Annotated in this window: 23 protein-coding genes; 13 read left to right on the top strand and 10 right to left on the bottom strand. The window is 51.0% G+C overall.

Annotation, left to right across the window (positions count from 1 at the left end):
- The 3 genes from C1752_RS20360 to C1752_RS20350 all read left to right on the top strand — a co-directional run bounded on the left by C1752_RS20360 (position 1) and on the right by C1752_RS20350 (position 4262).
- A complete protein-coding gene (locus C1752_RS20360; RefSeq protein WP_199464465.1) occupies positions 1-1425 on the top strand; it encodes a circularly permuted type 2 ATP-grasp protein in 1425 nt (474 codons plus the stop codon).
- A gap of 579 nt (positions 1426-2004) precedes the next feature.
- On the top strand, positions 2005-3183 hold the full coding sequence (locus C1752_RS20355; protein ID WP_233501770.1) for an ATP-grasp domain-containing protein: 1179 nt from the start codon (positions 2005-2007) through the stop codon (positions 3181-3183).
- A gap of 137 nt (positions 3184-3320) precedes the next feature.
- Entirely contained in the window at positions 3321-4262 is a 942-nt protein-coding gene (locus C1752_RS20350) for an isoaspartyl peptidase/L-asparaginase family protein (protein ID WP_110987893.1), read from the top strand.
- 29 nt (positions 4263-4291) lie between these two features.
- Here the strand turns inward: C1752_RS20350 and C1752_RS20345 are convergent, their stop codons facing one another.
- Both C1752_RS20345 and C1752_RS20340 read right to left on the bottom strand, forming a co-directional pair.
- Positions 4292-5230: an FHA domain-containing protein gene (locus C1752_RS20345; RefSeq protein ID WP_158535151.1), complete on the bottom strand. Its 939-nt coding sequence runs from the start codon at positions 5228-5230 to the stop codon at positions 4292-4294.
- A gap of 235 nt (positions 5231-5465) precedes the next feature.
- Positions 5466-5645 (bottom strand): hypothetical protein, encoded by a 180-nt coding sequence (locus tag C1752_RS20340; RefSeq protein ID WP_110987891.1) that lies wholly within the window; start codon positions 5643-5645, stop codon positions 5466-5468.
- 168 nt (positions 5646-5813) lie between these two features.
- Here C1752_RS20340 and C1752_RS20335 point away from each other — a divergent pair, with 168 nt between their 5' ends.
- Positions 5814-6740: a tetratricopeptide repeat protein gene (locus C1752_RS20335; RefSeq protein ID WP_110987890.1), complete on the top strand. Its 927-nt coding sequence runs from the start codon at positions 5814-5816 to the stop codon at positions 6738-6740.
- 44 nt (positions 6741-6784) lie between these two features.
- On the top strand, positions 6785-7423 hold the full coding sequence (locus tag C1752_RS20330; RefSeq protein WP_146242388.1) for a GNAT family N-acetyltransferase: 639 nt from the start codon (positions 6785-6787) through the stop codon (positions 7421-7423).
- Here C1752_RS20330 and C1752_RS20325 read toward each other — a convergent pair.
- The 3 genes from C1752_RS20325 to C1752_RS20315 all read right to left on the bottom strand — a co-directional run bounded on the left by C1752_RS20325 (position 7420) and on the right by C1752_RS20315 (position 10397).
- Positions 7420-7950 (bottom strand): YbhB/YbcL family Raf kinase inhibitor-like protein, encoded by a 531-nt coding sequence (locus C1752_RS20325; RefSeq protein WP_199464464.1) that lies wholly within the window; start codon positions 7948-7950, stop codon positions 7420-7422. The genes C1752_RS20330 and C1752_RS20325 overlap by 4 nt on opposite strands.
- Before the next feature lie 131 nt (positions 7951-8081).
- Entirely contained in the window at positions 8082-9875 is a 1794-nt protein-coding gene (locus tag C1752_RS20320) for an ABC1 kinase family protein (protein WP_110987887.1), read from the bottom strand.
- A 186-nt stretch (positions 9876-10061) separates the two neighbouring features.
- A complete protein-coding gene (locus C1752_RS20315) occupies positions 10062-10397 on the bottom strand; it encodes a metal-sensing transcriptional repressor (protein ID WP_110987886.1) in 336 nt (111 codons plus the stop codon).
- A gap of 75 nt (positions 10398-10472) precedes the next feature.
- Between C1752_RS20315 and C1752_RS20310 the strand changes: the two genes are divergently transcribed.
- Positions 10473-11111: a hypothetical protein gene (locus C1752_RS20310; RefSeq protein WP_110987885.1), complete on the top strand. Its 639-nt coding sequence runs from the start codon at positions 10473-10475 to the stop codon at positions 11109-11111.
- On the opposite strand, the gene lptC is transcribed toward C1752_RS20310, so the two are convergent.
- From lptC to metG, 3 genes are all read right to left on the bottom strand, one after another.
- Complete coding sequence (gene lptC, locus C1752_RS20305) at positions 11101-12363, bottom strand: LPS export ABC transporter periplasmic protein LptC (protein WP_110987884.1); 1263 nt, start codon at positions 12361-12363, stop codon at positions 11101-11103. The two genes, C1752_RS20310 and lptC, sit on opposite strands and share 11 nt — an antisense overlap.
- Positions 12326-12949 (bottom strand): LabA-like NYN domain-containing protein, encoded by a 624-nt coding sequence (locus C1752_RS20300; RefSeq protein ID WP_339373425.1) that lies wholly within the window; start codon positions 12947-12949, stop codon positions 12326-12328. The genes lptC and C1752_RS20300 overlap by 38 nt, the downstream gene beginning before the upstream one ends.
- A gap of 114 nt (positions 12950-13063) precedes the next feature.
- On the bottom strand, positions 13064-14656 hold the full coding sequence (gene metG, locus C1752_RS20295; RefSeq protein WP_110987920.1) for a methionine--tRNA ligase: 1593 nt from the start codon (positions 14654-14656) through the stop codon (positions 13064-13066).
- Positions 14657-14897: 241 nt separating this feature from the next.
- Between metG and ftsH the strand changes: the two genes are divergently transcribed.
- The 7 genes from ftsH (at position 14898) to C1752_RS20260 (ending at position 21693) form a co-directional block, all read left to right on the top strand.
- The gene (gene ftsH, locus C1752_RS20290; protein WP_110987919.1) at positions 14898-16838 is read left to right on the top strand and encodes an ATP-dependent zinc metalloprotease FtsH; all 1941 of its coding nucleotides are present in this window, start codon (positions 14898-14900) and stop codon (positions 16836-16838) included.
- Between the two features lie 11 nt (positions 16839-16849).
- Positions 16850-17548: a sirohydrochlorin chelatase gene (locus tag C1752_RS20285; RefSeq protein ID WP_146242387.1), complete on the top strand. Its 699-nt coding sequence runs from the start codon at positions 16850-16852 to the stop codon at positions 17546-17548.
- A gap of 29 nt (positions 17549-17577) precedes the next feature.
- A complete protein-coding gene (cobA, locus tag C1752_RS20280) occupies positions 17578-18384 on the top strand; it encodes a uroporphyrinogen-III C-methyltransferase (RefSeq protein WP_110987881.1) in 807 nt (268 codons plus the stop codon).
- Between the two features lie 136 nt (positions 18385-18520).
- Complete coding sequence (ccsB, locus tag C1752_RS20275) at positions 18521-19504, top strand: c-type cytochrome biogenesis protein CcsB (RefSeq protein ID WP_110987880.1); 984 nt, start codon at positions 18521-18523, stop codon at positions 19502-19504.
- A 21-nt stretch (positions 19505-19525) separates the two neighbouring features.
- Positions 19526-20539 (top strand): tRNA lysidine(34) synthetase TilS, encoded by a 1014-nt coding sequence (gene tilS / locus C1752_RS20270; RefSeq protein WP_110987879.1) that lies wholly within the window; start codon positions 19526-19528, stop codon positions 20537-20539.
- A 60-nt stretch (positions 20540-20599) separates the two neighbouring features.
- A complete protein-coding gene (aat, locus tag C1752_RS20265; RefSeq protein ID WP_110987878.1) occupies positions 20600-21169 on the top strand; it encodes a leucyl/phenylalanyl-tRNA--protein transferase in 570 nt (189 codons plus the stop codon).
- A 26-nt stretch (positions 21170-21195) separates the two neighbouring features.
- Entirely contained in the window at positions 21196-21693 is a 498-nt protein-coding gene (locus C1752_RS20260; RefSeq protein WP_158535150.1) for a rhodanese-like domain-containing protein, read from the top strand.
- Positions 21694-21722: 29 nt separating this feature from the next.
- On the opposite strand, the gene C1752_RS20255 is transcribed toward C1752_RS20260, so the two are convergent.
- Together C1752_RS20255 and C1752_RS20250 are read right to left on the bottom strand one after the other, a co-directional pair.
- Positions 21723-23360, bottom strand: a complete 1638-nt coding sequence (locus C1752_RS20255) for an acetolactate synthase large subunit (protein ID WP_110987876.1) — start codon at positions 23358-23360, stop codon at positions 21723-21725.
- An 8-nt stretch (positions 23361-23368) separates the two neighbouring features.
- A complete protein-coding gene (locus C1752_RS20250; protein ID WP_110987875.1) occupies positions 23369-24739 on the bottom strand; it encodes an NAD-dependent succinate-semialdehyde dehydrogenase in 1371 nt (456 codons plus the stop codon).
- Positions 24740-24919 lie beyond the last annotated feature (180 nt).

Genomic DNA, 24919 nt, shown 5'->3' with positions numbered 1-24919 from the left:
GTGCTGTTTGATACCTACGATCCCGAGCAGTTTTATGACGAATACTTCTCTGCTCCAGGGCGTCCTCGCCCTGATATGGAATCGATTGTGCAGTGGCTACAGCAGCTATCGGCAGGCGATCTGGTGCAGGCCAATGCCAGGGCTGAAGAGGTTCTCGCCCAATTAGGTGCAACCTTTACCTTTGATGGCGAACCGCGTGTTTTGCCCTTTGATGTGATTCCCCGCGTGATCTCAGCAACGGAGTGGCAGCGGCTGTCGGCCGGTCTCAAGCAGCGAGTGGCGGCCCTCAATCTGTTTTGTGCCGATGTCTACGGCAAACAGCAGATCATTAATGACGGCAAAATTCCGAGAGCGGTTGTGGAGTCGGCAGAACGGTTTTTGCCGGACTGTATAGGAATGCAGCCTCGAAATGGGGTCTGGTGCCACGTGAGCGGGATTGATCTGATTTGCGATCGCAACGGCACCTGGCACGTTTTAGAAGACAACCTGCGCGTCCCCTCAGGAATCGCCTACGTGATCAAAAACCGAGAAGCCTTGACCCGAGTCCTGCCGCCACCCCAGTCTATTGGCATCGAACCCATTGCCCACTATCCTCAACAGCTACGCTCAACGCTCCTCAATCTCGCCTCAGACAGCAGTACCGCACCCAACATTGCGGTGCTCACCCCCGGCCCCATTGAGTCCGCATATTTTGAACATGCCTTTTTAGCAGAGCAGATGGGAGTGGCCCTCGTTGAACCGCAAGACCTCGTCATTGCAGATGACTCCCTCCATCGCAGAACCCCCACAGGACTGCAGCGAATTGAGATTCTCTATCGACGGCGTAACGCCGACTTCTTTGAACCACTCGATTTCGGCACCCGTCACGCCTCTGGACTCGCAGCCATCATCGAGCTGTGCCAGCAAGGACGATTAATCGTTGCCAACGCCTTTGGAACCGGCGTTGCTGACGATAAAGTGATCTATGCCTACGTCCCTGAGATGATTCGCTACTATCTGGGCGAAGACCCTCTGCTGCCCAACGTGCCCACCTATCTGTGCTGGCGAGAACAGGATCGTCAGTATGTTTTAGAACATCTCGATCAGTTAGTGATCAAACCTGCCGGTGGTGAAGGAGGCAAAGGATTGCTGATTGGTCCCCACGCTAGCTCAGCAGGGCGGGAAGAATTTGCGCAGCTTATCAAAGCTCAACCGAGAGCCTATATTGCCCAACCCACTATCTATCTATCTCGGATTCCGACCGCTGTGAATCGAACCCTAGAAGGACGACACGTTGACCTGCGGCCCTATGTTCTTCATCGTGGCGAAGACATCTATGTGCATCCGGGTGGATTGACGCGCGTTGCCCTTAAAAAAGGCTCCCTTGTTGTTAACTCAACCCAAGGTGGCGGCAGCAAAGATACCTGGGTGTTGTCCAACTCGTGAATGCCTTCCGAACTGTCCAGCTTCCAGATCTCGAAAGTTTAGAAAACTTGAAATATTAAGACAATATATTCTTTGGGCAGAAAATATTGGTGTGATGCATTGCAATTTGTCTAGGATACCCTTGCTCTCTAAAACTCTCAGACGGTTGTACCTCAAGGCTGTTTCTCCTGAGAGAAACAGCCTATGTCAAACATTGATGACATGCCCCCTAAGGATCAATTTTAAGTTGCTGCTGTGACTCAAATATCTGTGTTATATCTAGAACAGTAAAATCCGATACCATTTCGGGTTTTATTGAATAGCTCTCTACAAAATTGCGGAGTATCCCGTCTAGAGACTAAAGGCATTAGGCGTGTTGCATGAATAACCTTTATGTATCGCATGTCTCAAGGCCGTTTTTGATTGATAGCCATATTCATTGGCAGCCCATTCCTATTTCTAGCTGAACAGTTGTTAGATCAACAGATGTTTCGTCGGACGGAGCAAACCCTGATCTCTACGTGAGTCAGCTTTTCCCAAGTTTCAAGCTCTGCATCGATAGTGTCACGACCTTTGTAAGTGGATTAGTCGCTAATTGCTATGAAAATTTTTAACCACGACATCATGAACTGCACGCACCAGCAGGTGACTGGCAATTACTTGTATTCGGGGCGCGTTCTAGGCTTGACCGATCAGAATGATATTGTGCAGCTACATCCAGCGCTGAGGGGAGAGTGGCAGGCTATTGTTGGGCACTACGAACGCATTGGTCTACGCCATAGTCAGAACGTGATTTGGGATGTATCTTCAGCAGTCCGACTGGCCCATCCTCAGCTAGAGACTTCTGTTTTTTACTTCGGAGATGCAGAGAATCAAGAGAGCTACCGGAGCCAGCAGTTTCGCCAAGAGAACCAGCGCTGGCATGATGTTGTTCAGTGCATGAACAACAAAAATAACTTCATGGAGCTGGCACATCAGCTCCAGGTGACGGTGCCTAAGACCTTGTGCTTTGCTCAGAAGTCAGAGCTGAGATTGAACTCTGAGATCCCTTATCCCTGCTACGTTAAGCCATCTGTATCCGTTGATGGGATGGGAATTGTTCGTTGTGCAGACCGGCAGCAGCTTTCTCTGGCGCTATACGATATGCCAGATAATGTTTCCTTTCAAATTCAAGAAGAAGTTTTAGCGGCTTCCTTTCTTAATCTTCAGTATCGAGTCACTGAAGATGGCTTGGAGAGACACGCCGCCACCGAACAGATTTTAGACGGCTGCTCCCACAGCGGCAATCGCTACCCCACCGAATACCAGCCGTGGGATTTAGTCGAGCCAATGGCTCAGTGGATGGTTGATCAGGGGATGCAGGAGATCTTTGCTTTTGATGTCGCTGTGGTCTTTAGCTCCCGCGGTCCTCGCTACTATGCGATTGAATGCAACCCTCGCTACAACGGAGCTTCCTACCCCACGGGTGTCGCCCAGAAGCTCGATATCCAAAGCTGGATCTGTGAGACATTTACGACACCCCTTCGTGCGCTCAACGATATTGACCTGAGCGGGATTGAGTTTGATGCCCAAACCGGCGTTGGAGTCATCATCGTCAACTGGGGCAACGTCCATATGGGTAAAGTCGTCTGTCTCCTTGCAGGCTCCCATACTCAACAAGATCAGCTACGCACAACTTTAAAGCAGCGTCTGATGGGGACTCAGCTCCAGGAATCCACTTTGCCGCCTTCTTTTCATCCATTAGAGTCGATTTCGAATGTGGGTCAGGCATGGAATTAGGCATTACGCCTGGATATAAGTAGTCCTGACGTAGCTAGAAACAAAGCTAGAATCTCAAGTTATCTTCTCTAGACAATGAGTTGGTGCTAGGTTGGGTGCTGGTTTAAGATAAACCATTGCCCCTTCTGGTCTTCGCAATGTCAAATTCCTATTCCCTGATGGTTCACGGTGGGGCGGGTGCACTACAGCACATTAAGCGTGAGGGGAATGAGGCTGAATTTGAGCGCAGCATTTGCGGGATTTTAGAGCAGGGGCGAAAAATTCTTGAGCAAGAAGGAACGGCCTTAGATGCGGTTGAATATTGTGCAGCCCTGCTAGAGGACGATCCCCTCTATAATGCCGGTCGAGGTTCGGTTCTCAATGAGTATGGTGAAGTCGAAATGGATGCGGCTCTCATGAATGGTGTAGATCTATCCGCCGGAGCCGTGGCCAGTATTAAGGGCATCAAAAACCCTATTTCACTTGCTCGTCAAGTCATAGAACATAGCGAACATGTCATGTTAGCTGGGCACGGAGCCATGAAATTCGCTGAGTTTCATAATATCAAGTTTTGGCCTGAGCACTATTTCATAACAGATGCTCGCGTTCGTCAGCTAAAAGAGGCTCAAAAGTTAGGACGGATGGTTCTTGACCATGAAGACACCGAAGAGCCCCAGGAGAAGTTCGGTACGATTGGTGTTGTTGCTAGAGATCTTGAAGGCAACCTAGCCGCAGGTACATCCACTGGTGGCATTGTGAACAAGCGATGGGGACGGGTGGGGGATACGCCGGTGATCGGAGCGGGTGTTTTCGCCGATAACACAACCTGTGCTGTTTCCGCGACCGGCTATGGAGAACAGTTTCTGCGGACTGTACTGGCGAAGACAATTGCAGATTTGATTGATTTCCAGGGGCTTAATGCCCACGATGCTGCTGCAGCAGGAATTGGGTACCTCGTTTCTAAGGTCAATGGTTTAGGCGGCGTGATCGTTATTGATCGTCAGGGGCGATGTGCTGCACGGCATTCTACTTCCGGTATGATTTATGGCTGGATTGAACAATCTGGCGAGACGTTCCACAAGCTAGCATCACCGGCATGATCTTGCCCTAAGCCCGTAGATGTTTGCCGTTATTTTGAATGTCGAGTAATCATGGTCATATCCTGCATCTCTAGGGTTGGTGGTGTAACGACCTCCTGATGTGGAACCGCAACCGGTTGGGGGACAGGTACGCTGGCTGCGACAGGCAAATTGGAGGCCAACTGCAGCAGCTCCTCTAGTTTTTTAAGCGTCAGGAAAAGTTTGTCTTGGCGCAGCGTTGTGTCTCGGAAGGCGCGTGACACTAAATTGAGATGAACAACTACACCGGCTACGTTGTCTAGAAGATTCGGCTCACGGAAGGCTGGCAAAAAGTCAATGCACCCGAGGGCCGTCATTTGCTGGCGTTCTTCGAGAGCAATCTGACGCTGGGTGCTATCGAACAGTAGAATCGCTAGGTCGGGATGGTGCTCCTGACTCCAGCGGCAGAATGAAGCCAAGCTACCGCTATAGGCCTGTACGTCAATGATGAGAATCTTAGGAAGCTTCTGAGTTTTGACTCGATGTTCAATGTCGTGTCTGAGATTTGTTGCTCCAGTTTCCCAGCGCAGTGATAGATTTTGGGAGAGCAAAAGTTCCTGCCAAATTTTGCCCTGCAGTGATGATTGGTGCAGCATAACAATGTCTGCTCTATCCATTGCTGCAACATCTGCAGGATAGAACAGGCTCTGTTCGAAAAACAGTTCGGTTTGGCCGAGGTGAATGCGATCGCCGTGCTTAAGCAAGACGGGTTTGGAGACCGGCTGTTGATTGACGGTTGATCCGTTCCGGCTACCCAAATCGACGAGGAAGAAATGCCGACCCTGTAAAACTTCAATCCTGGCATGATGCCTGGAGATACTGTTGTCTAATAGTTGAATAAGGCTAGAGGGATGGCGGCCCAGAGTCCAGCTTGTCTGAGCGAGAAGCTGCAGCCGCTTGATACCAGTGGGTGCGCTTATTAGGAGTTGAGGGGTTGTATCAGCAGTCACGTTAGCTTCGAAAACTTGGATAAAGGCTTCGAGCTTAGTATGGGCAATCTGCTGTCAAAAATGAACTTCTCCTGAGAATTGAGGTGAACTTGTCTTAACGACTTTCCGTCAATGGTTTGTCAAGGACAGCTGTAGTTGCTTTCATTAGGGCCAAACGAAATCAACAAAATAAATAAGCAGGAAGGACTAAAGATTTGATTGCAACGGGTGGTTGATACTCTAGTTCGTATGGCAGCTACACAGATGTAGAGGGGAATGTTTTCTTGAACTCATCGATCAAGTCGTCCATCTCTTCTAAAGCTTGGTTTACGTCAATTCTGAGGGTCCCCAGATCGGGTTGTTCTAACAGTTTGACCAACATGTCGCGCTTGGATTCGATGAACACAATTCGCTCTTGCATGAGTATGGGATCCACTAAAATGCCTCGTGTTGATTAAAAGACCACAGGTAATTGTAACAATATGAGTCCGTCAGGCGCTGGATATCGTACGTCGATGGGGGAAGTATCGTGCGTTCACTACGGGGATGAAAATTTAAGCTAAGCTAGCAACTAAGCTTTTGTCGTCAATTATGGTTACAGACTGTGCTCTATCGATCAACACTTATTCCTTTGATGATCTGTCTTGGGCTAGGCAGTGCAGTCTCACCAGCTATCGGTCAGGCTATCGTTCCGCGGACTATTTCGGTTGATGCACAGTCTCTCGAAAAGACTGGACAGGATCTGCTCAAGGAAGCTGTTTATCTGACGCAGTTCCAACAGTTTGAGTCGGCTCTCTCAAGGGCGCAGCTCGCGGCGCAGTTGAACCCTAAGGCACCTGAAGGCTGGGCCTTGTTGGGAGGGCTGTATCTTAATCTTGAGCAGTCAGAGAAGGGCATCTCGGCTCTCAATAAATCTCTGGCTCTGGATGACTCGAACCCAGGCGTGCTGTTTAGCTTGGGGTCTGCTTATTTTAGTCAAGCAGATTATCCTGCTGCGGCTGATTCGCTCAAGTCTGGTCTGAAGCTGAAGCCAGATCAGCTGGAGCCGCTATTCGATTTGGGTAATACCTACTATAAGCTCGAGCAGTTTGATGATGCGATCGCAACCTACCAAAAGGCCATCGCGCAGAACGAGAAGTTTTGGCCCGCCTTGAATAACATTGGCTTGGTTCAATATGAATCAGGCGAGGTTAAAGAAGCCATGCGTCAGTGGCAGAAAGCGACTGAAATCGATGAAAAAACTGGTGAGCCGCTGTTGGCACTGGCCGTAGCTCACTATAAGCAGGGTAATCAAGATCAGGCGCTCACGCTGGCTCAGAAAGCTCTAGAGATGGACAGTCGCTATGGTGACGTTGATTTCTTGGTTGAAAATCTATGGGGTGAGCGCTTGGTTGAAGATACCAAGATGGTGTTCAAGCTCCCTAAAATTCGAGAGACCATTGCCCAGCTCGCCTCTGATGCTGGTCAGAGTCCGGCGGGTGACCTCGAGGTAGAAGAACCTGAGACGCTCAGTAAACCTGAAGCGCAGTAGCGCTTGGCAGATGGGGGCAGGCCCCACGTCCGAACTAATCGTAGGTGTCAGTTAAGTGGATGACGGGTCCGGTGATCTCTAACTCGCCAGCCCTTTGGGCGAACGGCTCACAGGTCTTAAGCGGCCCAAGCTTCAGCATTCGCACCGTTGAAGATCGGGACCTTTTAAGAGTCGCGCAGCTTCTCTGCGAAAGCTTTTATCCCCCCACCAGCTACTGGCACTGGGCACTGCCTGTGTTGCGAGTTGGCATTTATCAAGACTTGCGGACGCGATTCATCACGCAATCCCCAAAGCACGCCTGTTTTATTGCCGTAAAGACGGGGCCGGGAGACCCGTCAGCACAGAACAACATTATTGGAACGGTGGAAGTTACATTGCGATCGCTCTGGTTGCTCCGCCAGCCGGTGCCCTATATTTCTAACTTAGCTGTTGCTCCTAACCACCGTCGTCGGGGAGTCGCCCAACACTTGCTATTGGCCTGTGAACAAGCCGCGACGGCTTGGCAGACCCACTTTCTCTATCTCAATGTGCTGGAGACTAACATTGCTGCGCAGCAACTGTATACGAAGGCTCAATATTGTCGTTCTGAGCAGCAAGGTCTTTGGCCCCGTCTTAGACGTTCCAAGCGCATATTGTTACGTAAACATCTATCCACTGTGACGGAAACAGGCTATCGGCCTTAGCGTGAATATCGCCCCATCAATTCACCCGTGGCGATGATATGCTCCTTCGCGGCTAATAAAACTTTGTTCTTCTTGGCTCCCGGCTCTATCTCGATTTTCTGGTCGAGAGCATAGATCTTAAAGAAGTACCGATGCGTTCCTGAGGGTGGACAGGGGCCCCGGTAGCCAATCTTTCCAAAACTATTTTTGCCTTGAACACTTTGCTGAGGGCCTTGGGTAACGGGGGTAACACCACCAGGAAGCTGCAGCGTTTGAGGAGAAAGATCATAAAGAACCCAGTGGACAAACGTCCCACCCGGCGCATCTGGATCATCCGCAATCAAGATCAGGCTCTGAGCCTCTGACGGTACAGCATCCCAGCTCAACGGTGGAGAGCGATCCTCTCCATCACAGGTATATTCTGAGGGGATTGACGTGTCGGCAGCAAACGCCGAACTTTGAAGCTGAATCGTCGGTTCTAATTTTGGAAGCTCGGCGTCTACATCGTTTGTTCTACAGGCAGTCAGGGCTATAAATATAAGGCCCACTACACTCAAATTTAGAACTATTCTTGGTGAAAGCTGTAAGACTTGCATCTCCCACTCCTAAGCCCCCAGAGGTCAACACCCACAGTAACCGATCAGGGCACCCTCGAAATGAGTGAGAGAACTACAAAAGACTAAGTCACGCTAGAGCGATCCAGCTTAAACAGCAGCAATCTCAGCAGCAACGTCAGTGGAATGGCAGCAAAAGCAGCTAGGGCCGTTGCGATGCCGGTCAGATTCGCAATGAGTAACTGCGTTGCACACAGAAACAAAATGCTAAATATCAGCGAGTAAATGACACCCAGGCTAGTTGTGTTGAGTTTTCGTAGTTCGCGGTTCGCCTCAACTGAGCTAACGCGCATCTTGATATCGCCCTGCTCTAGCCTATTGAGCGATACCTCGACGCGCTGGGGGAGGCTCAGGCTTGTATTAGTGAACTCTGCTGCTTGACGGCCAAATTGGCCCAGCAGATTATTGGGAGCCGCTCCGCCAGAATCCTGAGCCATAATCTCTTCAGCAAAGGGCGTTGCGACATCCATAAAATTGAAGTCTGGGTCAAGAAATTTACCCAGGGCCTCTAACGCTGATAAAGACCGCAGAACAAAGGTAAAAGCTGCCGGGAACCGGAAGGGCTGGTCGTAGGTTAGCTCGTATAAATCATCATTGATTGCAGCCATTGAGATCTCGCCATGATCTGAGAAGGCCCGATCAAAATAAGAGTCGAGCATGTACTGCACTGAGCGGCGCACTGGACCGAGATCAGAGTCTGGTGCCAACGCTCCGAGTTCCACCATCGCCTGCACCACCAAGCTGGCATCGTTTTGCAAGATCCCCCGGAAGTTGAGCAGTAGCCGATCCTTTGTTTCAGGCGGGAGTTGACCCATCATCCCGAAGTCATAGAAAATCAGCGCCCCGTCGGGATTAACTGCGATGTTGCCGGGGTGGGGATCGGCATGAAAAAAGCCGTGATGAAGGATTTGACTCAGGTAGGAACGGGCACCTAATTGTGCGATCGCAACTCGATCAATCCCGGCTGCACCCAAGGCATCAACATCATTGACCTTGATGCCTGGAAGATATTCCATCGTCAGAAGGCGGGTCGTTGTATAGCGCCAGTGAACCCGGGGCACAATCACATCGGTCTGACCCTTGAAGTTACGGCGAAATAGATTCGCATTCCGGCCTTCATTCAGATAATCTAGCTCCCCCCATAGATTTTGATGGCATTCTTCGTATATTCCTAGCCAATCTCGCCCGTCTTGTCCCCAAGGCGTACGATACTGCACAAATTCAGCAAACCCCCTCATAATACCGAGATCAATACTGAACAACTGCTTCAAGCCGGGGCGCTGCACCTTGACCGCCACCTCCTCTCCAGAATGAAGCTGGCCGTGGTGAACCTGTCCCAAGCTTGCAGAGGCAATGGGAACAGGGCTGAAGCTTTCGAACGTAGCTGCAACAGAGTCCCCCAGCTCCTGCTCAATAATCTCAGTCACCTGCTCATACCCAAAAGCTGGCACCTGATCCTGGAGCTTTGAGAGTTCCTCAATGTACTCGGTGGGAAAGAGATCTGCACGAGTGGAAAAGAACTGGCCAACCTTGATAAAAGTTGGGCCTAGATGCAGCAAACTCTCTCGAATCCATACGGCCCGCTGACGACGACGTAAGGCCTGGGCCTCTGGTGTGGCTTGACGAGAGGGATAACTCCAGTCCTGTTGATCCGTCCAGAGATAGGCTAAAAATTGCACCCCAATACGGCCGATTTCAATCAGGCGTCCCCAATGACTGTAAGTGCCTTGAGCCCATCGATAAGAGTCATAGGGCTGGGTAGACTCGGCAGGAAGATTGGGATTTGCTCTAGGCGGTTGATTGGCTGTAGGAAGAGCAGGATTGGCAACAGCAGAGAGGGGAGAGTCAGCGGATTTCAAACAGATATCTCCAAAAGTTGGATTTATCTCACGACTATCGAGCTAGACATGAGAAATAGTTATATTAATATTTATATATGATATGTGATGGGTTCCCGTTCCGTATCAATCTTCCGATTGATCATGGCTGTCAGAAGCACTTTCATCCCTGGCTAGCCTGAGGTGGCTCTTAAATTCAGTACGGCTCTAAGCTAGAAAACGATCTAAAGCAGCCTTAAGTTCTTGAATCTCAACTTCCATATCACCTTCTTGGGCCGAACGGACGATGCACTCGGTCAGGTGTTCGTCAAGGATAATCCGCGCAACCCGATCGAGCCCACCCCGCACTGCCGCAATCTGGACCAATACATCAGGGCAAGAGCGACTCTCTTGCACCATTGACTTGATGCCTCGGACATGGCCCTCAATGCGCGATAACCGATTAACAATGGAGCGCAGCGTGTCAGGATTATGCACATGAACATGGTCAGTATGCGAATCGGAAACCTGCTCGGCAGGGGATTGACCGTTAGAAGTTGACATTACAGTTCAAGAAAAAGAGATAAGTTGATTCGCCATTGTCTCTATCCTAGCTAGAATTTGCCAGAGATCTCTAGAATGCTGATTGAACAACAAACGCATCACCAGCCAGCTACCGAGATCGGGGCTCCCCTGATCATTTGTCCGGGATTCCATGATCGGTCTTGGACAGAGGCTTTTTTGCACAACGTTAGCTTCCCAGAGACTCACCCCATCTGGCTATTCCCCACAGATAAGTATCCAGCCTGTTCAGGGATTCATCTTTTGGAATTTGTGCAAAGTTGCATGGGGGATGACGGTCGCCAAAAGCCAGGTGCAGTCTCTTCCTATAGTCCCCCTATTTTGATTGGCTTTAGTGCGGGAGTTGTAGGGGCAATGCAGGCGGCCTGGGCTTGGCAGCAGCTAGGCGGACAGATTGCCGCAATCTTAGCCATTGACGGGTGGGGTGTGCCCTTGGTCAGTGAAATTCCCTGCTATCGACTCAGCCATGACTTCTTTACGCACTGGAGCTCTGCCCTTTTGGGATCGGGGCATGACAGTTTTTATGCTGTTCCAGAGGTGACCCACGCAGACCTGTGGCAAAATCCACAGCGGGTTGAGGGCCGGTGGATTAGCCGGAATCGAGATTCTGAACCTCAATCATCAACTGCTGCCGCCTTTATCCAGAAAATTGTGCGTCGCCACGAGACTCTTGCCCCTGTAAAAACTATGGAATGATCTCCGTTACGACGTTCCCGCCACTAATTTGAATCATCTGCTCTTGAATTTTGCCAACTGCTTTAGGCCCCTGCAGAGTCAATGCAGGTGAACTTTGGGTATATCGAACCTTGCCCCGAGCATTAATTCGCTGAGTTAATAGCTGCCACACAAGCTGCTCTGTCTTAAGACGAGACCGATCTCTCAATCCTGTCGCTTCCACTTGGCCATTGAACTGGACCGTCTGTCGTTGCTGGTCAAACTGTCCTCGGTTCGCAATGACCTTGACGCCTTGTTGGCGGTGGCGCACTTCAAGCAACTGTTCACTGCTGATGAGCTGGCGTTCAAGATCCCAAACAACTTGTCTGCTGGTTAGTTCGATGGGGGGTGTCGATAGCTTGATCTGAGCTGGGTTCTGCAGCGTGACAATCTGACGCTTCAAGTTCATGCGAGCGTTGCCTGCCAACGCCTGATTTCCTTTACCCGTATCTCTTAACTGCTCAATCTCAACCCTCGGCGTGGTGGAATCTGCTTTGCCTGCCCCTGCTTGCAGGAATTGCTGATCGACTTGCCACATAAGCTGATCTGTTTTTAATCGAAATTTAGCGGGACGAGTCTCTGCTGTCACCTTCCCTCTGGCCCGTATCCGTTGGGTTCGAGATGAAGCCTGTAACCGCTGCGCCCACAACTGAAGCTGTGGATGCGTTACCCTCCAGCCTGACGTGGCCTGCAGCAATCCTAAATCAGCTTGCCATTCTAAACGAGGCCCCTTAAACACAAGATCGCTTTGTAGTTCTGTGGCGACGATTTGCCCCTTCAAACTTATCATCTGGCCAAATTGTTTCACTTCTCCGCGATCTGCGGTGATTTTGAAAACAGGCTGCCCTTGCTCATAAAGCTGCCCGTCTAAACCCTGAACGTGGGCAACGGACAGATCTTCTCCATATGTTACTTTCTCTGCCTGCAGCTTCCACAGAAGCTGTCCTTGATCGTTGGTTTGCTTTAGGGTTACTTGTGCTAGCTCAGAACCACCTTCAACCTTAGGTTTCACGGTTTCTGAGCTGGGTGGGGACGAACGACTGGCACAGGCCACGAAGGTCAGACTTAAAAGGCAAAGTACAAGTAGCTGGCTTAATGGGCGGAGACTACGCCGCTGACTTGTCAGAGTATAGTGAGCGTCTTGTCGGTAGAACGGATCCTTGCTTTGGTGGGATAAACGCCACATTACAAAGCCGTCACTCGATCGCAGCACTCGCTTCTTTGCTCGCTTCATCTGCTACCCCAACGTTAGAGAGAGGTCGGTAGCTGTAGCCAGAGCGAGGGGCTTTCTGAATCTGCTCTTTAATAATGTCGAGATCAATATACCGATCCGAAACGTTAATCAGGCTATCGCTCGTCATTGAACGAAGGCTCACGACCTCTACTCGAATGCCCTGATAGCTTATGGCATTAACGGCATAGGCTAAGTCACCATCACCGCTGACTAAAATAGCGGTGTCGTAGCTGCCGACTAAAGACATCATGTCTACGGCTATCTCGACGTCAAGGTTCGCTTTCTTAGAGCCGTCGGGTAGCTGTACCAGCTCCTTTGTGATCACCCGATAGCCATTGCGCCGCATCCAGAGCAAAAAGCCCTGCTGCTTTTCATTGGTGGGATCAACACCTGTATAAAAAAATGAACGCAGCAATCGAGAACCAGCCGTCAAGCGACACAGCATCTTTGTGTAGTCGATTTCAATGCCTAGCTGTAGAGCTGCATAAAAAAGATTTGAGCCATCAATAAAAATTGCGACTCGTCCCCGATTCTCTAGAACCTGCTCAGGAGAGAAGAGCGGTTGATTTTCATTATCAGCGTTCATCATGAAGTATGTAGAGCCTCGGTGAGTTACTAAAGGGGGATGTTATTGAGAAAATACTTCAGGGGCAATAGCGATAAGCTAGCTTACTGCGCGATAGGTTTAGAAGGGGCTGTGCTAGGGAGTCGGCTCAGAGAGAGCAGGCAGCTTCTGGAAAACAGGTTGTGGACACTCAAGCTGTTGTTGGCTGGGCAGCAACCCCCAGCGGATGTGATTTAGGTCGATGGCTTGGTCCTCGGTTAAGTCACTGAAGTCGACATTAAAACCTAACTGCCGGTAGACCCTGTTACTCAATGCGGGAGTAATCGGAGAGAGTATATATACTGATAGTCTAACTGATTCTAAAACTGTGTAAAGGATTTGCCCTACTAATTCATCTTCTCCCTGCTTGTGAAGTGACCAGGGTGCCTGCTCGCTAATAAACTTATTCCCGGTTTGAACGAGAGACAGAGCGATCTCACAGGCTTGACTAAACTTCAGAGACTCGTAGGCTTCTGCTGCTCGTTCTCCTGCCGTCTGTGCTGTTTTAACGAACTCAAATTTAGTTAATTGGTCTCGATCAACCTGGGGGACTTTGCCATCGCAGTACTTCACGGACATATTAAGCGTGCGATTGAGTAGGTTCCCGAGATCATCTGCAAGATCGGCATTCAGAATGTTGATAAACCGTTCTTCGTTAAAGTCGCCATCACGACCAAACTCAATTCCCTTCAAAAAGTAGTAGCGCACGGCATCAACGCCGTACTGGTTGACTAATGCTACGGGATCTAGGGTGTTGCCTAAGCTCTTGCCCATCTTTTGCCCATCTTTTGTCAAGAAGCCATGACCAAATACTCGGTCGGGTAGTGGTAGAGTCGCGGCCATTAACATGGCGGGCCAGTAAACCGCGTGAAATCGAAGAATGTCTTTGCCAATTATGTGAACGTTGATCGGCCACCAATGCTTGAGGGCGTTGGCTAGCGTGGGTTCGTCTTCTGGCTCTAGCAGGGCTGTGATATACCCCAAGAGTGCATCAAACCACACGTAGAGCGTATGGCTCGGGTCTGTGGGGACCGGGAAGCCCCAGTCTAAGTTGACCCGTGAAATTGAGAAATCCTGTAAGCCCTGATTCACAAAGCTCAGAACTTCGTTGCGGCGCATCTCCGGCTGGATGAATTCTGGGTGCTGGTTGTAAAAATCAATTAGTGCCTGTTGGTACTTTGAGAGCCGAAAGAAATAGTTTTGCTCATCTCGCCATTCCACTGCCTGATTGCTGTGAATGGGGCAGTGTTTCTCGGGTAAGAGGTCACGTTCTTCTTTAAATTCTTCGCAGCCAACGCAGTACCAGCCTTGCTGATGACCTAGATAAATATCACCCTGATCCCATACTTTTTGGAAGAACTCGGCAACGATGGCGGCATGGCGTGGATCTGTGGTCCGGCTAAAGCGCTGGTACTGGATTTGGAGATGCTGCCAAAGATCGACAAAGCCTGTAACGACTTCGTCGCAGTGCTCTTGAGGCGCCTTCCCCCGCTGTTCTGCGGTTCTCTGGATTTTCTGGCCGTGCTCGTCGGTTCCTGTGATCAAAAGAACGTCAGATCCCCGGAGTCGCTGCCATCGGGCCAGGGCGTCTGCCGCCATTGTGGTATAGGCGCTCCCAATATGAGGTCGATCGTTGACATAGTAGAGAGGAGTTGTCAGCGCAAAGCGGCGCTGGGAGCCAGCAGTCATAGCAGATCCGTGCAGTGTAAAAGGCCTATGGTTTTTGTATGATACACGAGGGGTTTGCTTCTCTTGGTTGTGAGGAGGATCTCTACTGAGTTTGAAAGTGCTGTGAATCTGGGAAATAACCTTAAGCCCTTTCTGAGAGGTTGCTGAGCTGAGTCGAGTTAAATTACGCTGGAGATAGAGGAGCATGGACTACAACAGACCTGCACCCGTCCTGATTTCACTTAAACGCTACCCGCATCGCATGAAACCAGCATCAGGTAACAATAAATTGGTTAAACGGTTGTCAGCTTTTATGCTGGGACTGTTGTTGACGCAGGGCCTTCCTGTACTGGCTCAGGCGAAGAAGGAGCCGCCTTCTTATAGTGACTTTCTTCGACAGGTCGAAGCGGGTCAGGTCGAAAAGGTCGATCTTTATGAAAAGCAACGCGTTGCTAAGTTTCGCCTCAAAGACCAGTCTAAGGATTCTCCAGAGCAGGAGGTACGCCTGTTTGGCCAAAACGAGTATCTTGACTCTCAATTCGCTAAGACGCTGCGCGCGAACGATGTCAATCTAAACGTTTTTCCTAATCAAGGTGAAAACCCCCTACCCGGTATTCTGCTTCAGGTTTTTATTGGTTTTTTACTGGTTGTTTTACTGCTTTCTTTCTTGCGCCGTGCGGCTAGCAATACCTCTAGCGGTCCGGGTCAGATTCTGAATTTTGGCAAGTCTAAGGCTCGGTTCCATATGGAATCGGAGACGGGTATTAACTTTGCCGATGTTGCGGGTATTGAAGAGGCAAAGGAGGAGCTGCAGGAGGTTGTGACCTTCTTGAAGCAGCCGGAGCGGTTTACGGCTGTGGGCGCTAGAATTCCACGCGGTGTTCTGCTGATTGGTCCGCCGGGAACTGGAAAGACGCTTTTGGCTAGGGCTGTCTCGGGTGAAGCGGGGGTGCCTTTCTTCAGCATCTCTGGTTCTGAATTTGTGGAAATGTTTGTGGGCGTGGGTGCATCGCGCGTCCGAGATCTGTTTAAGAAGGCGAAGGAAAGTGCGCCTTGTCTTGTATTTATTGATGAAATTGATGCTGTTGGTCGCCAGAGGGGTGCGGGTATTGGCGGCGGAAATGATGAGCGAGAACAGACGCTTAATCAGTTGCTCACGGAGATGGATGGTTTTGAAGGGAACAGCGGCGTGATTATCATTGCGGCGACGAACCGACCTGATGTCTTGGATTCGGCTTTGCTGCGTCCGGGTCGTTTTGACCGACAGGTGATGGTTGATTTGCCCAGCTATAAGGGGCGCCTGGGGATTTTGGAGGTTCATGCCCGCGACAAGAAGCTCTCTGATGATGTGGCGCTTGATTCTGTGGCCCGTCGAACGCCTGGTTTTTCTGGGGCGGCTTTAGCTAATGTGCTGAATGAGGCGGCGATTCTGACGGCCAGACGTCGGAAGGAGTCGATTGGCGATTTGGAGGTTGATGATGCCATTGATCGGGTCACGATTGGTTTGGCGATGACGCCTCATTTAGACAGCAAGAAAAAGTGGCTGATTGCCTATCATGAGGTGGGGCATGCGCTGTTGGCAACGCTACTGAAGGATGCGGACCCGTTAAATAAGGTCACAATTTTGCCTCGTTCGGGGGGCGTGGGTGGATTCTCTCAGCAGGTTTACAACGAAGACCGTGTTTTCCAGAGTCGAGCCTGGTTTTTTGATCGGATCACAATGGCTTTAGGAGGCCGAGCTGCGGAGGTTGAGATCTTTGGCGACGCTGAGGTGACGTCTGGGGCCAGTAGCGATCTAGAGTATGTGGCGAACTTGGCCCGCAGTATGGTGACGCGCTTGGGTATGTCTGATTTGGGTCATGTGGCGCTGGAAAGTGAACGAAATGATGATGTATTCCTTGGGCAGGGCTGGTCAAATCGTCCTGAGTATTCTGAGGATATTGCGGTTCAGATTGATCGGCAGGTTCGGGAAATTGTGCTGCACTGCTATGGTCAGGCGCGGCGTCTGATTCGAGAGAATCGAGAGCTGGTGGACAAGTTGGTGGAAATGCTTTTGGAAAGAGAAACGGTCGAGGGTGAAGAGTTCCGGCAGCTTGCGATCGCATATGGTCAAGACCTCTCGAAAAAGCCTCCGGTCCCCGAAAAGCGACCCGCTATCTCTGCGGCGGCCTCCGTCCTTTCTCCGCCTTCACTGTTGTCCTGAGCTATTTGATCTTGGAGACCCATTATTTTCTGGTGGCCCACGGCAGTCGGGATTTGCGATCGCAACAATCCTTCCAGCAGCTCACAGCCCTGTTCACACAAGCTGCAGCTCACCGAGGGATCAAGCCAGAGCAGATTCACTCCGGCACCCTAGAGCTGGGTCTCCCGTTAGAAGAGCGCCTTCAACAGCTAGGTCAGTCGCTAGCAGAACCGGCAACAGTCGAGATTCTGCCGCTCTTTTTGCTGCCTGGAACCCACGTCATGTCGGATATTCCTGAAGCTATCGCTGTCGCCCAACAACAGGTGCCGCAGGTTCATTTCAATTTGCGGCCACATCTAGGCTCGCATCCTGGCATTTTGGAACTGCTGCGAGCTCGCATCTCCACGAGACATCCCTGGATTCTAGTTGCCCACGGTAGCCGCTACCCTGGCGGTAACGCAGTCGTTGAAGAGCTGGCAACAGCATTGGACGTCAAACCTGCTTACTGGTCGGTGGAACCTAGCTTGGAAGACAGCCTCCGCCCTATTGTGGAGCAAGGACATCGAAACGTTGGCGTACTGCCCTACTTCCTGTTCTCTGGCAAAATCACCGATGCGATTGCTGAGCAAATTAATCAGCTAAAGTATAGATTCGGTCAACTTAACTTGGCCTTAAGCTCTCCCTTAGACCCTAGCCCTGCCCTAGCGCAGTTACTCATTGATTTAACTTAAGCAGCCTGCTTCGATTGGTGATACCTGCGATGTCTTCCGAAACTCAAAAGTCCTGCGTGGGCAAGGTGTACCTTGTTGGTGCAGGCCCTGGTGATCCAGGCTTAATGACCCTGAAAGGCAAAACACTGCTCGAGTCGGCTGATGTTGTGATTTACGATGCCCTCGTTAGCCCTGAGGTTCTAGCGATGATCGCATCTCGGACCGAGAAGATTCATGCTGGCAAACGTCGAGGCCACCATTCTTTACTGCAGGCGGAAACAACAGCCCTCATGATTGAGAAGGCCCAAACCCATGCTGTTGTCGTCCGTCTCAAAGGTGGCGACCCCTTTATTTTTGGGCGCGGTGGTGAAGAGATGATCGACCTTTTAAATGCGGGTGTTCCGGTCGAAATTGTTCCAGGCATTACCTCTGGTATTGCTGCTCCCGCCTACGCAGGGATTCCGCTTACCCATCGAAATTGCAGCTCTTCAGTGACGTTCGTGACCGGCCACGAGCAGTCTGGTAAATATCGCCCTCAAGTCAACTGGCGAGCCATTGCTCAAGGCTCAGAAACCATCGTGGTCTACATGGGAGTCCACAACTTACCCCATATTCTTCAAGAACTACAGTTGGGCGGACGAGAGCCTGAAACGCCAATCGCCCTGGTGCGTTGGGGGACTCGTCCTGAACAAGATCAGATTGTGGGGATTCTGGAAACGATTGAAGCCCAGATGATAGAGGCCGACTTTACAGCGCCTGCGATCGCAGTCATCGGTAACGTCGTTCATCTTCATCAAATTTTGGCGGACTGCCGTCCTCAGTCATTGGAAATCCATTCATCCTCCTCCCCAGCTTAATCTATTAGATTTGTCCGTTACGTTTTCTGGCAGGATGGCAGGGGTCCTAAACCCTCAGAGAACACTTAGGGAACATTAATCGGTACGATATAGGTAGCGCTGACTACACCTGCCACCCAATTGGGGAGAACACAATATGGATCTGGTTACCCTCCAGGGCACCCTCGACAACGTTTCCTTTGCGATCCTATTTGCCACCATGCTGATCTACTGGATAGGCGCAGCCTTTCCTAAGATTCCGGCTTTACCCGCTTTAGGAACTGCGGGCATGGCAATTGCAAACCTCTGTATGGCCTGTTTGCTAGGGGCTAGATGGGCTGAGGCGGGATACTTTCCGATCAGCAACCTTTATGAGTCTTTGTTCTTTTTAGCTTGGGGTGTCACAGGTGTTCACCTCGTGGCGGAATACCTCAGCCGCAGTCGTCTAGTGGGTGTTGCCACCGCCCCCGTTGCCATGGCCATTACAGCCTTTGCCGCTTTGACCCTACCGACTGAGATGCAGGCGTCGGCTCCCTTGGTTCCAGCTTTGAAATCAAATTGGCTGATGATGCACGTCAGCGTGATGATGATTAGCTACTCTGCGCTGATGGTGGGATCGCTCATGGCGATCGCATTCCTTGCTATTACCTGGGGGCAACCCATTGAACTCAAGGGCAGCTCCGTGGGTACGGGTGGCTTCCGAGAGCGACTCCAGAAAGCCAGTACAGTTCAGCAGCCATTGGCCGCAACCTCAGGGCAGGGCGGCACTGCTGTTTTAGAGAAAGTTGAAGCACCCGTTGCCTCTCTGTCGATGAAGCGTTTGAGTCTGGCTGAGACCCTAGACAACCTTAGCTATCGCATTATTGGCCTAGGATTTCCCCTATTGACCGTAGGCATTATTGCCGGTGCGGTGTGGGCCAACGAAGCCTGGGGTGCGCCCTGGAGCTGGGATCCGAAGGAGACCTGGGCGTTGATTACTTGGCTGGTGTTTGCCGCTTATCTTCATGCTCGGATTACGAAGGGTTGGCAGGGCCGCAAACCGGCGTTGCTTGCGACTGCGGGTTTTGCCGTGGTCTGGGTCTGCTATTTGGGCGTTAATTTATTGGGCAAAGGCTTACACAGCTACGGCTGGTTCTTTTAATGCTCGTGAGTGTGAAAGGATTTGTCCTGGACTCTGCTTCATGCCCGGCTACAGCGAACGCTTAAACAGCGATTGCTACTGCCCTTAAATCATCGTATTTTGATCGCGTTCTCTGGGGGGCAGGATTCTTTCTGTCTGCTGAGACTCCTGCTTGATCTTCAGGACAGATGGGAATGGGATTTGGCGGTGGCGCACTGTGATCATCGCTGGCCTCCAGACTCTACGGCCAATGCTCGGTATGTGGCCGACCTCGTGCGGCGGTGGAATCTACCTTTCTTTGGACGGACGGCACCTTCTGTACTCAAGGGAGAAGCTGAGGGACGGGAATGGCGCTATCAGGAGATGGCTGAGATTGCTCAGCAGCAGGATTTTCATGCTGTGGTAACGGCTCATACTGCGAGCGATCGTACTGAAACCCTTCTCTACAATCTGGTGCGCGGCAGTGGCGCAGATGGCCTACAGGCTCTCACCTGGCAGCGTCCACTATCGGGAGAGAGAAAACTGGTGCGCCCGCTGCTAAACGTGACTCGTGCGGAGACCGGCCAGTTTTGCCGAGACATAGGGCTACCTGTCTGGCAAGATCCGATGAATCAAGACTTGCACTATCGGCGCAACCGCATCCGTCAAGGCGTTTTGCCTTACCTGCGAGAACATTTTAATCCGAAGGTGGATACGGCCATTGCCCAAACGGCGGAGCTATTGCAGGCTGATGTTGCTTATTTAGAAACGTCTGCAGCGGCGCTGCTAAAAGCAGCCACGGTCACAGAGGCTGAACAGGTACAGCACGACGATCAGCAGATGCTGGCTCGCTTAGACCGAACGGTGCTTGAGACTGCACCTTTAGCGCTCCAGCGGCGTGCTATTCGCCAGTTTCTGCACAGGCACCTAGATATCGCTCCTAATTTCGAGCAAGTGGAGAAAGTTGTGGTTTTGATCTCAGCGCCCAATCGATCTCGAACCGACCCCTTAATTGCCGGGACTGTTGCTCAAGTTTGGCAGTCTTGGCTGTGCTTATGTCACTTGGATGATTTCTAGATGGATTGGTGAAGTGTCAGAGCTGATAGGCTGAAAGCTGGAAACGTGGTTCTATCACCCATGAACTTTAATATTCCAAAGATTGTTGAGCGATATCGTCAGGGCTTTTTTTTGATGGCTGACGATGACTCTCTGGGATGGTATACCAGCGTGCAGCGAACGCTGATCCCATTGGATGATCGCTTTCGCTATCCGCGATCTTTGCAGCGGGTGCTGAATCAGAATCGGTTTACGGAGGCCGTTGATTGGGATTTCCCGGCAGTGGTGGCGGGCTGCGCTAATCGTGATTCAACTTGGATCTCGAAAGATTTGCGCTCACTGTATTTGGCACTGCACGAGGCGGGGTACGCCCATAGCTTTGAGACTTGGCAGGATGGACAGTTAGCGGGGGGGATCCTCGGAATTGTGATTGGGGGAATCTTTATTGGGGAGTCGATGTTTTTTAATATCCCTGAGGGGTCGAAGGTGGCGATGGTGAAGCTGGTGGAGCATTTGCGATCGCAACACTTCCAACTCTTCGACGCTCAAATCATAAATCCTCACCTCGCGCGATTTGGAGCCTACACAATTTCAGATGAAGAATATCAGCAGCAGCTCCAGCAAGCCGTCCTGCAGCCCTGTCTTTTCTAGAAATGACTCTACTAATGGCTGAAATCATGAAACTTTTCCGCCGCTTGGGTGCAGCCTTGGCTTTCATTTTCATGACCGCCTGTGCCTCCGCACAGCTCAACTGGCAGAGTCTGAAAGCTCAAATCCGCAATCAGTTCCCTTCAGTGGAACACATCACCACCACAGACTTCAAAGAAAACTATTCAGGCAGCGCTTTAGTCGTTGACGTCCGCAACGCTGACGAATTTGCCGTCAGTCACATCCCCGACGCAGTTCACTTTCAAGACGCAGATCAATTAGCGGCCTGGATTAAGCGGCAGCCGACACAACCTGTCGTTGTTTATTGTTCCGTGGGCTATCGTTCTGCCCAAATGGCTAAGTCTCTGCAGAAGCTAGGATTGCAGCAGGTCGTGAATCTAGAAGGCTCGATTTTTGAGTGGGCTAATCAAGGAGAACCTGTCGTTGCCCCAACCGGACCGACCCAGAAAGTACATCCCTTCAATGAGAAATGGGGACAGTTACTAGAAGAAAAATATCATCCCTAGCGAAGACTCATGCTGCGAACCCTGCTTTTCTAGGTCGCGCAGCTCAATTCCCCAGACTTTTGGCTGAACATCAGATTTTCTCGGTAGTCTACAGGGCAATCGATGACCGTGGGTACATCTTGCTCCAGCGCTGTTTTTAGCGTGGGGACTAAATCATCAGCACTCTCAATCCGATACCCCTTTAACCCCATGCTCTCGGCCAGCTTGACGAAATCTGGATTGCCAAACTTGATGAAGGCCGACTCACCATAGTGCTGCTGCTGCTTCCACTCAATCAGGCCATAGCCACCATCATTGAAAATTAGCGTTGTGAAGGCCGTGCCCACCCGCAGAGCTGTCTCTAATTCCTGCATATTCATCATGAAGCCACCGTCGCCCGTCACTGCTACAACATTGCGATCTGGGTAAATCAGCTTCGCCGCCAGCGCTCCCGGAATCGCGATGCCCATTGCCGCAAAGCCATTGGAAATTAAACAAGTATTGGGGCGATCGCAGTGATAGTGGCGCGCCATCCACATTTTGTGAGCGCCCACATCCGAGATTACGACATCATCAGATCCCATCACGTGTCGGAGATCGTAAATCAGCTTTTGCGGACGAACCGGAAAGCTCTCATCATTGGCATACTGCTCGTAATCCTCCCGCATTTGAGGCCGCAGGCTAAGTCCATAGGGATCCGGTTTGCCTTGACGATCCGAGCGACTGAGCAGCTTCAGCAGCGACTCAGAAATATCACCCACGACCTCTGCAATGGGAATGTAGCTGCTATCAATCTCTGCTGGCTCGGCCCCTACATGAACAATCGGGATGTTACCATCGGGGTTCCATTTTTTGGGTGAGAACTCAATGAGGTCATAGCCCACCGCAATCACAAGATCCGTGCGGTCAAAGCCACAGCTAATGTAATCGCGTTGCTGTAGCCCTACAGTCCACAGAGACAGTGGGTGGGTATAGCGCATGACGCCTTTGCCCATAAACGTATTGGCGACCGGAATATTTAATTGCGTGGCGAGCTGGGTTAGTGCTTCACTCGCCTGAGCCCGAATCGCTCCATTGCCAACCAATATGAGCGGATTCTCAGCTCGGGAAATTGCCTCAGCCGCCTGCTCTAAACTTCGGGATGAAGGATAGCTCTTCTCGACCTTGTCTCGCAGCAAAGGCGCTCCCACAGCCTCCATGCCAGCAATATTCTCTGGCAAATCAATATGAACGGCCCCAGGCTTCTCAGCCTGGGCCAGCTTAAAGGCCCGTCGGACAATTTCAGCTGTATTGCTAGGTCGAACAATCTGCTTGGTCCACTTGGTAACAGGATTGAACATCGCCACCAAATCAAGGTACTGGTGAGATTCAATATGCATCCGATCGGTGCCCACTTGGCCGGTAATCGCAACGAGAGGAGCGCCATCTAGATTGGCATCTGCAACGCCAGTCATGAGATTGGTGGCACCTGGTCCGAGCGTTGAGAGGCAAACCCCAGCCCGTCCCGTTAGCCGACCATAGACATCTGCCATGAAAGCAGCCCCCTGTTCATGGCGGGTGGTAATAAACTGGATGGAAGAGTTACGTAGGGCCTCCAGAACCTGGAGATTCTCTTCTCCTGGCAGCCCGAAAATGTACTCTACCCCTTCATTCTCAAGGCACTTGACCAGAAGCTCAGCAGTATTCATGGGTTTGTCTACTTGATCCAAATCGTTTTGAGGTTTACAAATTCGTGAATGCCAGGGATGCCCAGCTCTCTTCCATAGCCTGATCGCTTAATGCCCCCGAAGGGCAGACGCGGGTCTGACTTCACCATGCCGTTGATAAAAACAGCTCCAGCTTCTAGCTCGACGATGCAGCGTTCCTGTTCCTCAGGTATAGCAGTCCAGGCACTTGCACCCAGGCCGAAGGGCGTATCGTTGGCTAACTTGATCGCTGCATCTAAGTCTGGGATACGAAACAGCAGGGCCACAGGGCCAAAAAACTCTTCATAGTAGACAGGGTTGTCGGGGGCAATATCCGTGAGAATTGTGGGTAAGTAGTAGTTCCCTGGCTCAGCCTTCTTATTACCGCCGATCAGCACTCGAGCACCATTCTGTACAGCCGTTAGCACCTGTTGATCTAGCTCCGATAGGATGCTCGCCGTCGCCAATGGGCCAACATGGACCGTCTCGTCCATGGGATCGCCAATGGTTAGATCGTTGAATGCTGCAACCAGCTTCTGCTCAAATTCATCAGCAATGGCATCCACCACAATAAACCGCTTTGCGGCAATACAGGATTGACCGTTGTTGAGCATTCTGGCTTTAACGGCGGTCTCAGCAGCTAGGTTCAAATCAGCACTTTCAAGGATGATAAAGGGATCGCTACCGCCTAGTTCTAGGACGGTCTTTTTAATCTGAGTGCCTGCGACTGCCGCTAAGCTAGCCCCCGCTGGCTCACTTCCCGTCAGCGTCGCGGCCTTGACTCTTGTGTCTTTAACAACTGATTCCACCTGTGCTGCTCCGATCAATAGAGTCTGGAAGACGCCGTCTGGAAAACCTGCTCGGCTCAAGATGTCTTCAATCGCCAGCGCACACTGGGGCACATTGGAGGCATGTTTTAGTAATCCCACATTACCTGCCATTAAAGCAGGCGCAGCGAACCGAAACACCTGCCAAAAGGGAAAATTCCACGGCATGACCGCCAATACAATCCCTAGGGGTTGGTAGCTGATAAAGCTTTGGCTGGCGTCTGTTTGAGTATATTGATTGGCCAGGAAGTCTGCGGCGTTTTCGGCATAGTAGCGGCAAACGCTGGCACACTTTTTGACCTCTGAAATCGCCTCTTGCAGCGGCTTTCCCATTTCTAGAGTCATCAATTTTGCATAGCTGCGACTGTTGTTAGGGTCTTCTAACAATTCAGCCGCTTGGGTCAGCCACTGGCTGCGATCGGCCATTGTTGTTTGCTGATAGGAAGCAAACGCCTGGTCTGCCCGCGCGATCTTTGTCTGAACCTGCTCGGCAGATAGGGCATCAAAGGTTTTGACCGTCTCTCCGGTTGCAGGATTAATCGTTGCGATACCCATGATTTGCCCTTCTTTTGCACGCTGGACGGGAGAGATTCTCCCCTGCTTTTATCATCGCAAAATAAATCGAATCTGGCGGTTGTGGTGCCGATTCTCCTCTAAAAACAGGAATTCTTAACTATCTTTTTCCTTCAAAACATTAAATTTGAGATGAATGTAGGGCTGACATCATGAGCCAGA

It is taken from the genome of Acaryochloris thomasi RCC1774 (assembly GCF_003231495.1).
Classification (GTDB): domain Bacteria; phylum Cyanobacteriota; class Cyanobacteriia; order Thermosynechococcales; family Thermosynechococcaceae; genus RCC1774.
The sequence above is the reverse complement of the archived record's forward strand: the minus strand, read 5'-3'. Positions and strand labels throughout refer to the sequence as shown.

What these genes read in the sequence shown, in the direction of transcription:
- C1752_RS20355 (WP_233501770.1), top strand. Translation starts at nt 2,005, where the DNA reads ATGAAAATTTTTAACCACGACATCATGAACTGCACGCACCAGCAGGTG.
- C1752_RS20350 (WP_110987893.1), top strand. Translation starts at nt 3,321, where the DNA reads ATGTCAAATTCCTATTCCCTGATGGTTCACGGTGGGGCGGGTGCACTA.
- C1752_RS20315 (WP_110987886.1), bottom strand. Translation starts at nt 10,397, where the DNA reads ATGTCAACTTCTAACGGTCAATCCCCTGCCGAGCAGGTTTCCGATTCG.
- C1752_RS20310 (WP_110987885.1), top strand. Translation starts at nt 10,473, where the DNA reads ATGCTGATTGAACAACAAACGCATCACCAGCCAGCTACCGAGATCGGG.
- lptC (WP_110987884.1), bottom strand. Translation starts at nt 12,363, where the DNA reads ATGAAGCGAGCAAAGAAGCGAGTGCTGCGATCGAGTGACGGCTTTGTA.
- C1752_RS20300 (WP_339373425.1), bottom strand. Translation starts at nt 12,949, where the DNA reads ATGAACGCTGATAATGAAAATCAACCGCTCTTCTCTCCTGAGCAGGTT.
- metG (WP_110987920.1), bottom strand. Translation starts at nt 14,656, where the DNA reads ATGACTGCTGGCTCCCAGCGCCGCTTTGCGCTGACAACTCCTCTCTAC.
- ftsH (WP_110987919.1), top strand. Translation starts at nt 14,898, where the DNA reads ATGAAACCAGCATCAGGTAACAATAAATTGGTTAAACGGTTGTCAGCT.
- cobA (WP_110987881.1), top strand. Translation starts at nt 17,578, where the DNA reads ATGTCTTCCGAAACTCAAAAGTCCTGCGTGGGCAAGGTGTACCTTGTT.
- ccsB (WP_110987880.1), top strand. Translation starts at nt 18,521, where the DNA reads ATGGATCTGGTTACCCTCCAGGGCACCCTCGACAACGTTTCCTTTGCG.
- aat (WP_110987878.1), top strand. Translation starts at nt 20,600, where the DNA reads ATGAACTTTAATATTCCAAAGATTGTTGAGCGATATCGTCAGGGCTTT.
- C1752_RS20260 (WP_158535150.1), top strand. Translation starts at nt 21,196, where the DNA reads ATGAAACTTTTCCGCCGCTTGGGTGCAGCCTTGGCTTTCATTTTCATG.
- C1752_RS20255 (WP_110987876.1), bottom strand. Translation starts at nt 23,360, where the DNA reads ATGAATACTGCTGAGCTTCTGGTCAAGTGCCTTGAGAATGAAGGGGTA.
- C1752_RS20250 (WP_110987875.1), bottom strand. Translation starts at nt 24,739, where the DNA reads ATGGGTATCGCAACGATTAATCCTGCAACCGGAGAGACGGTCAAAACC.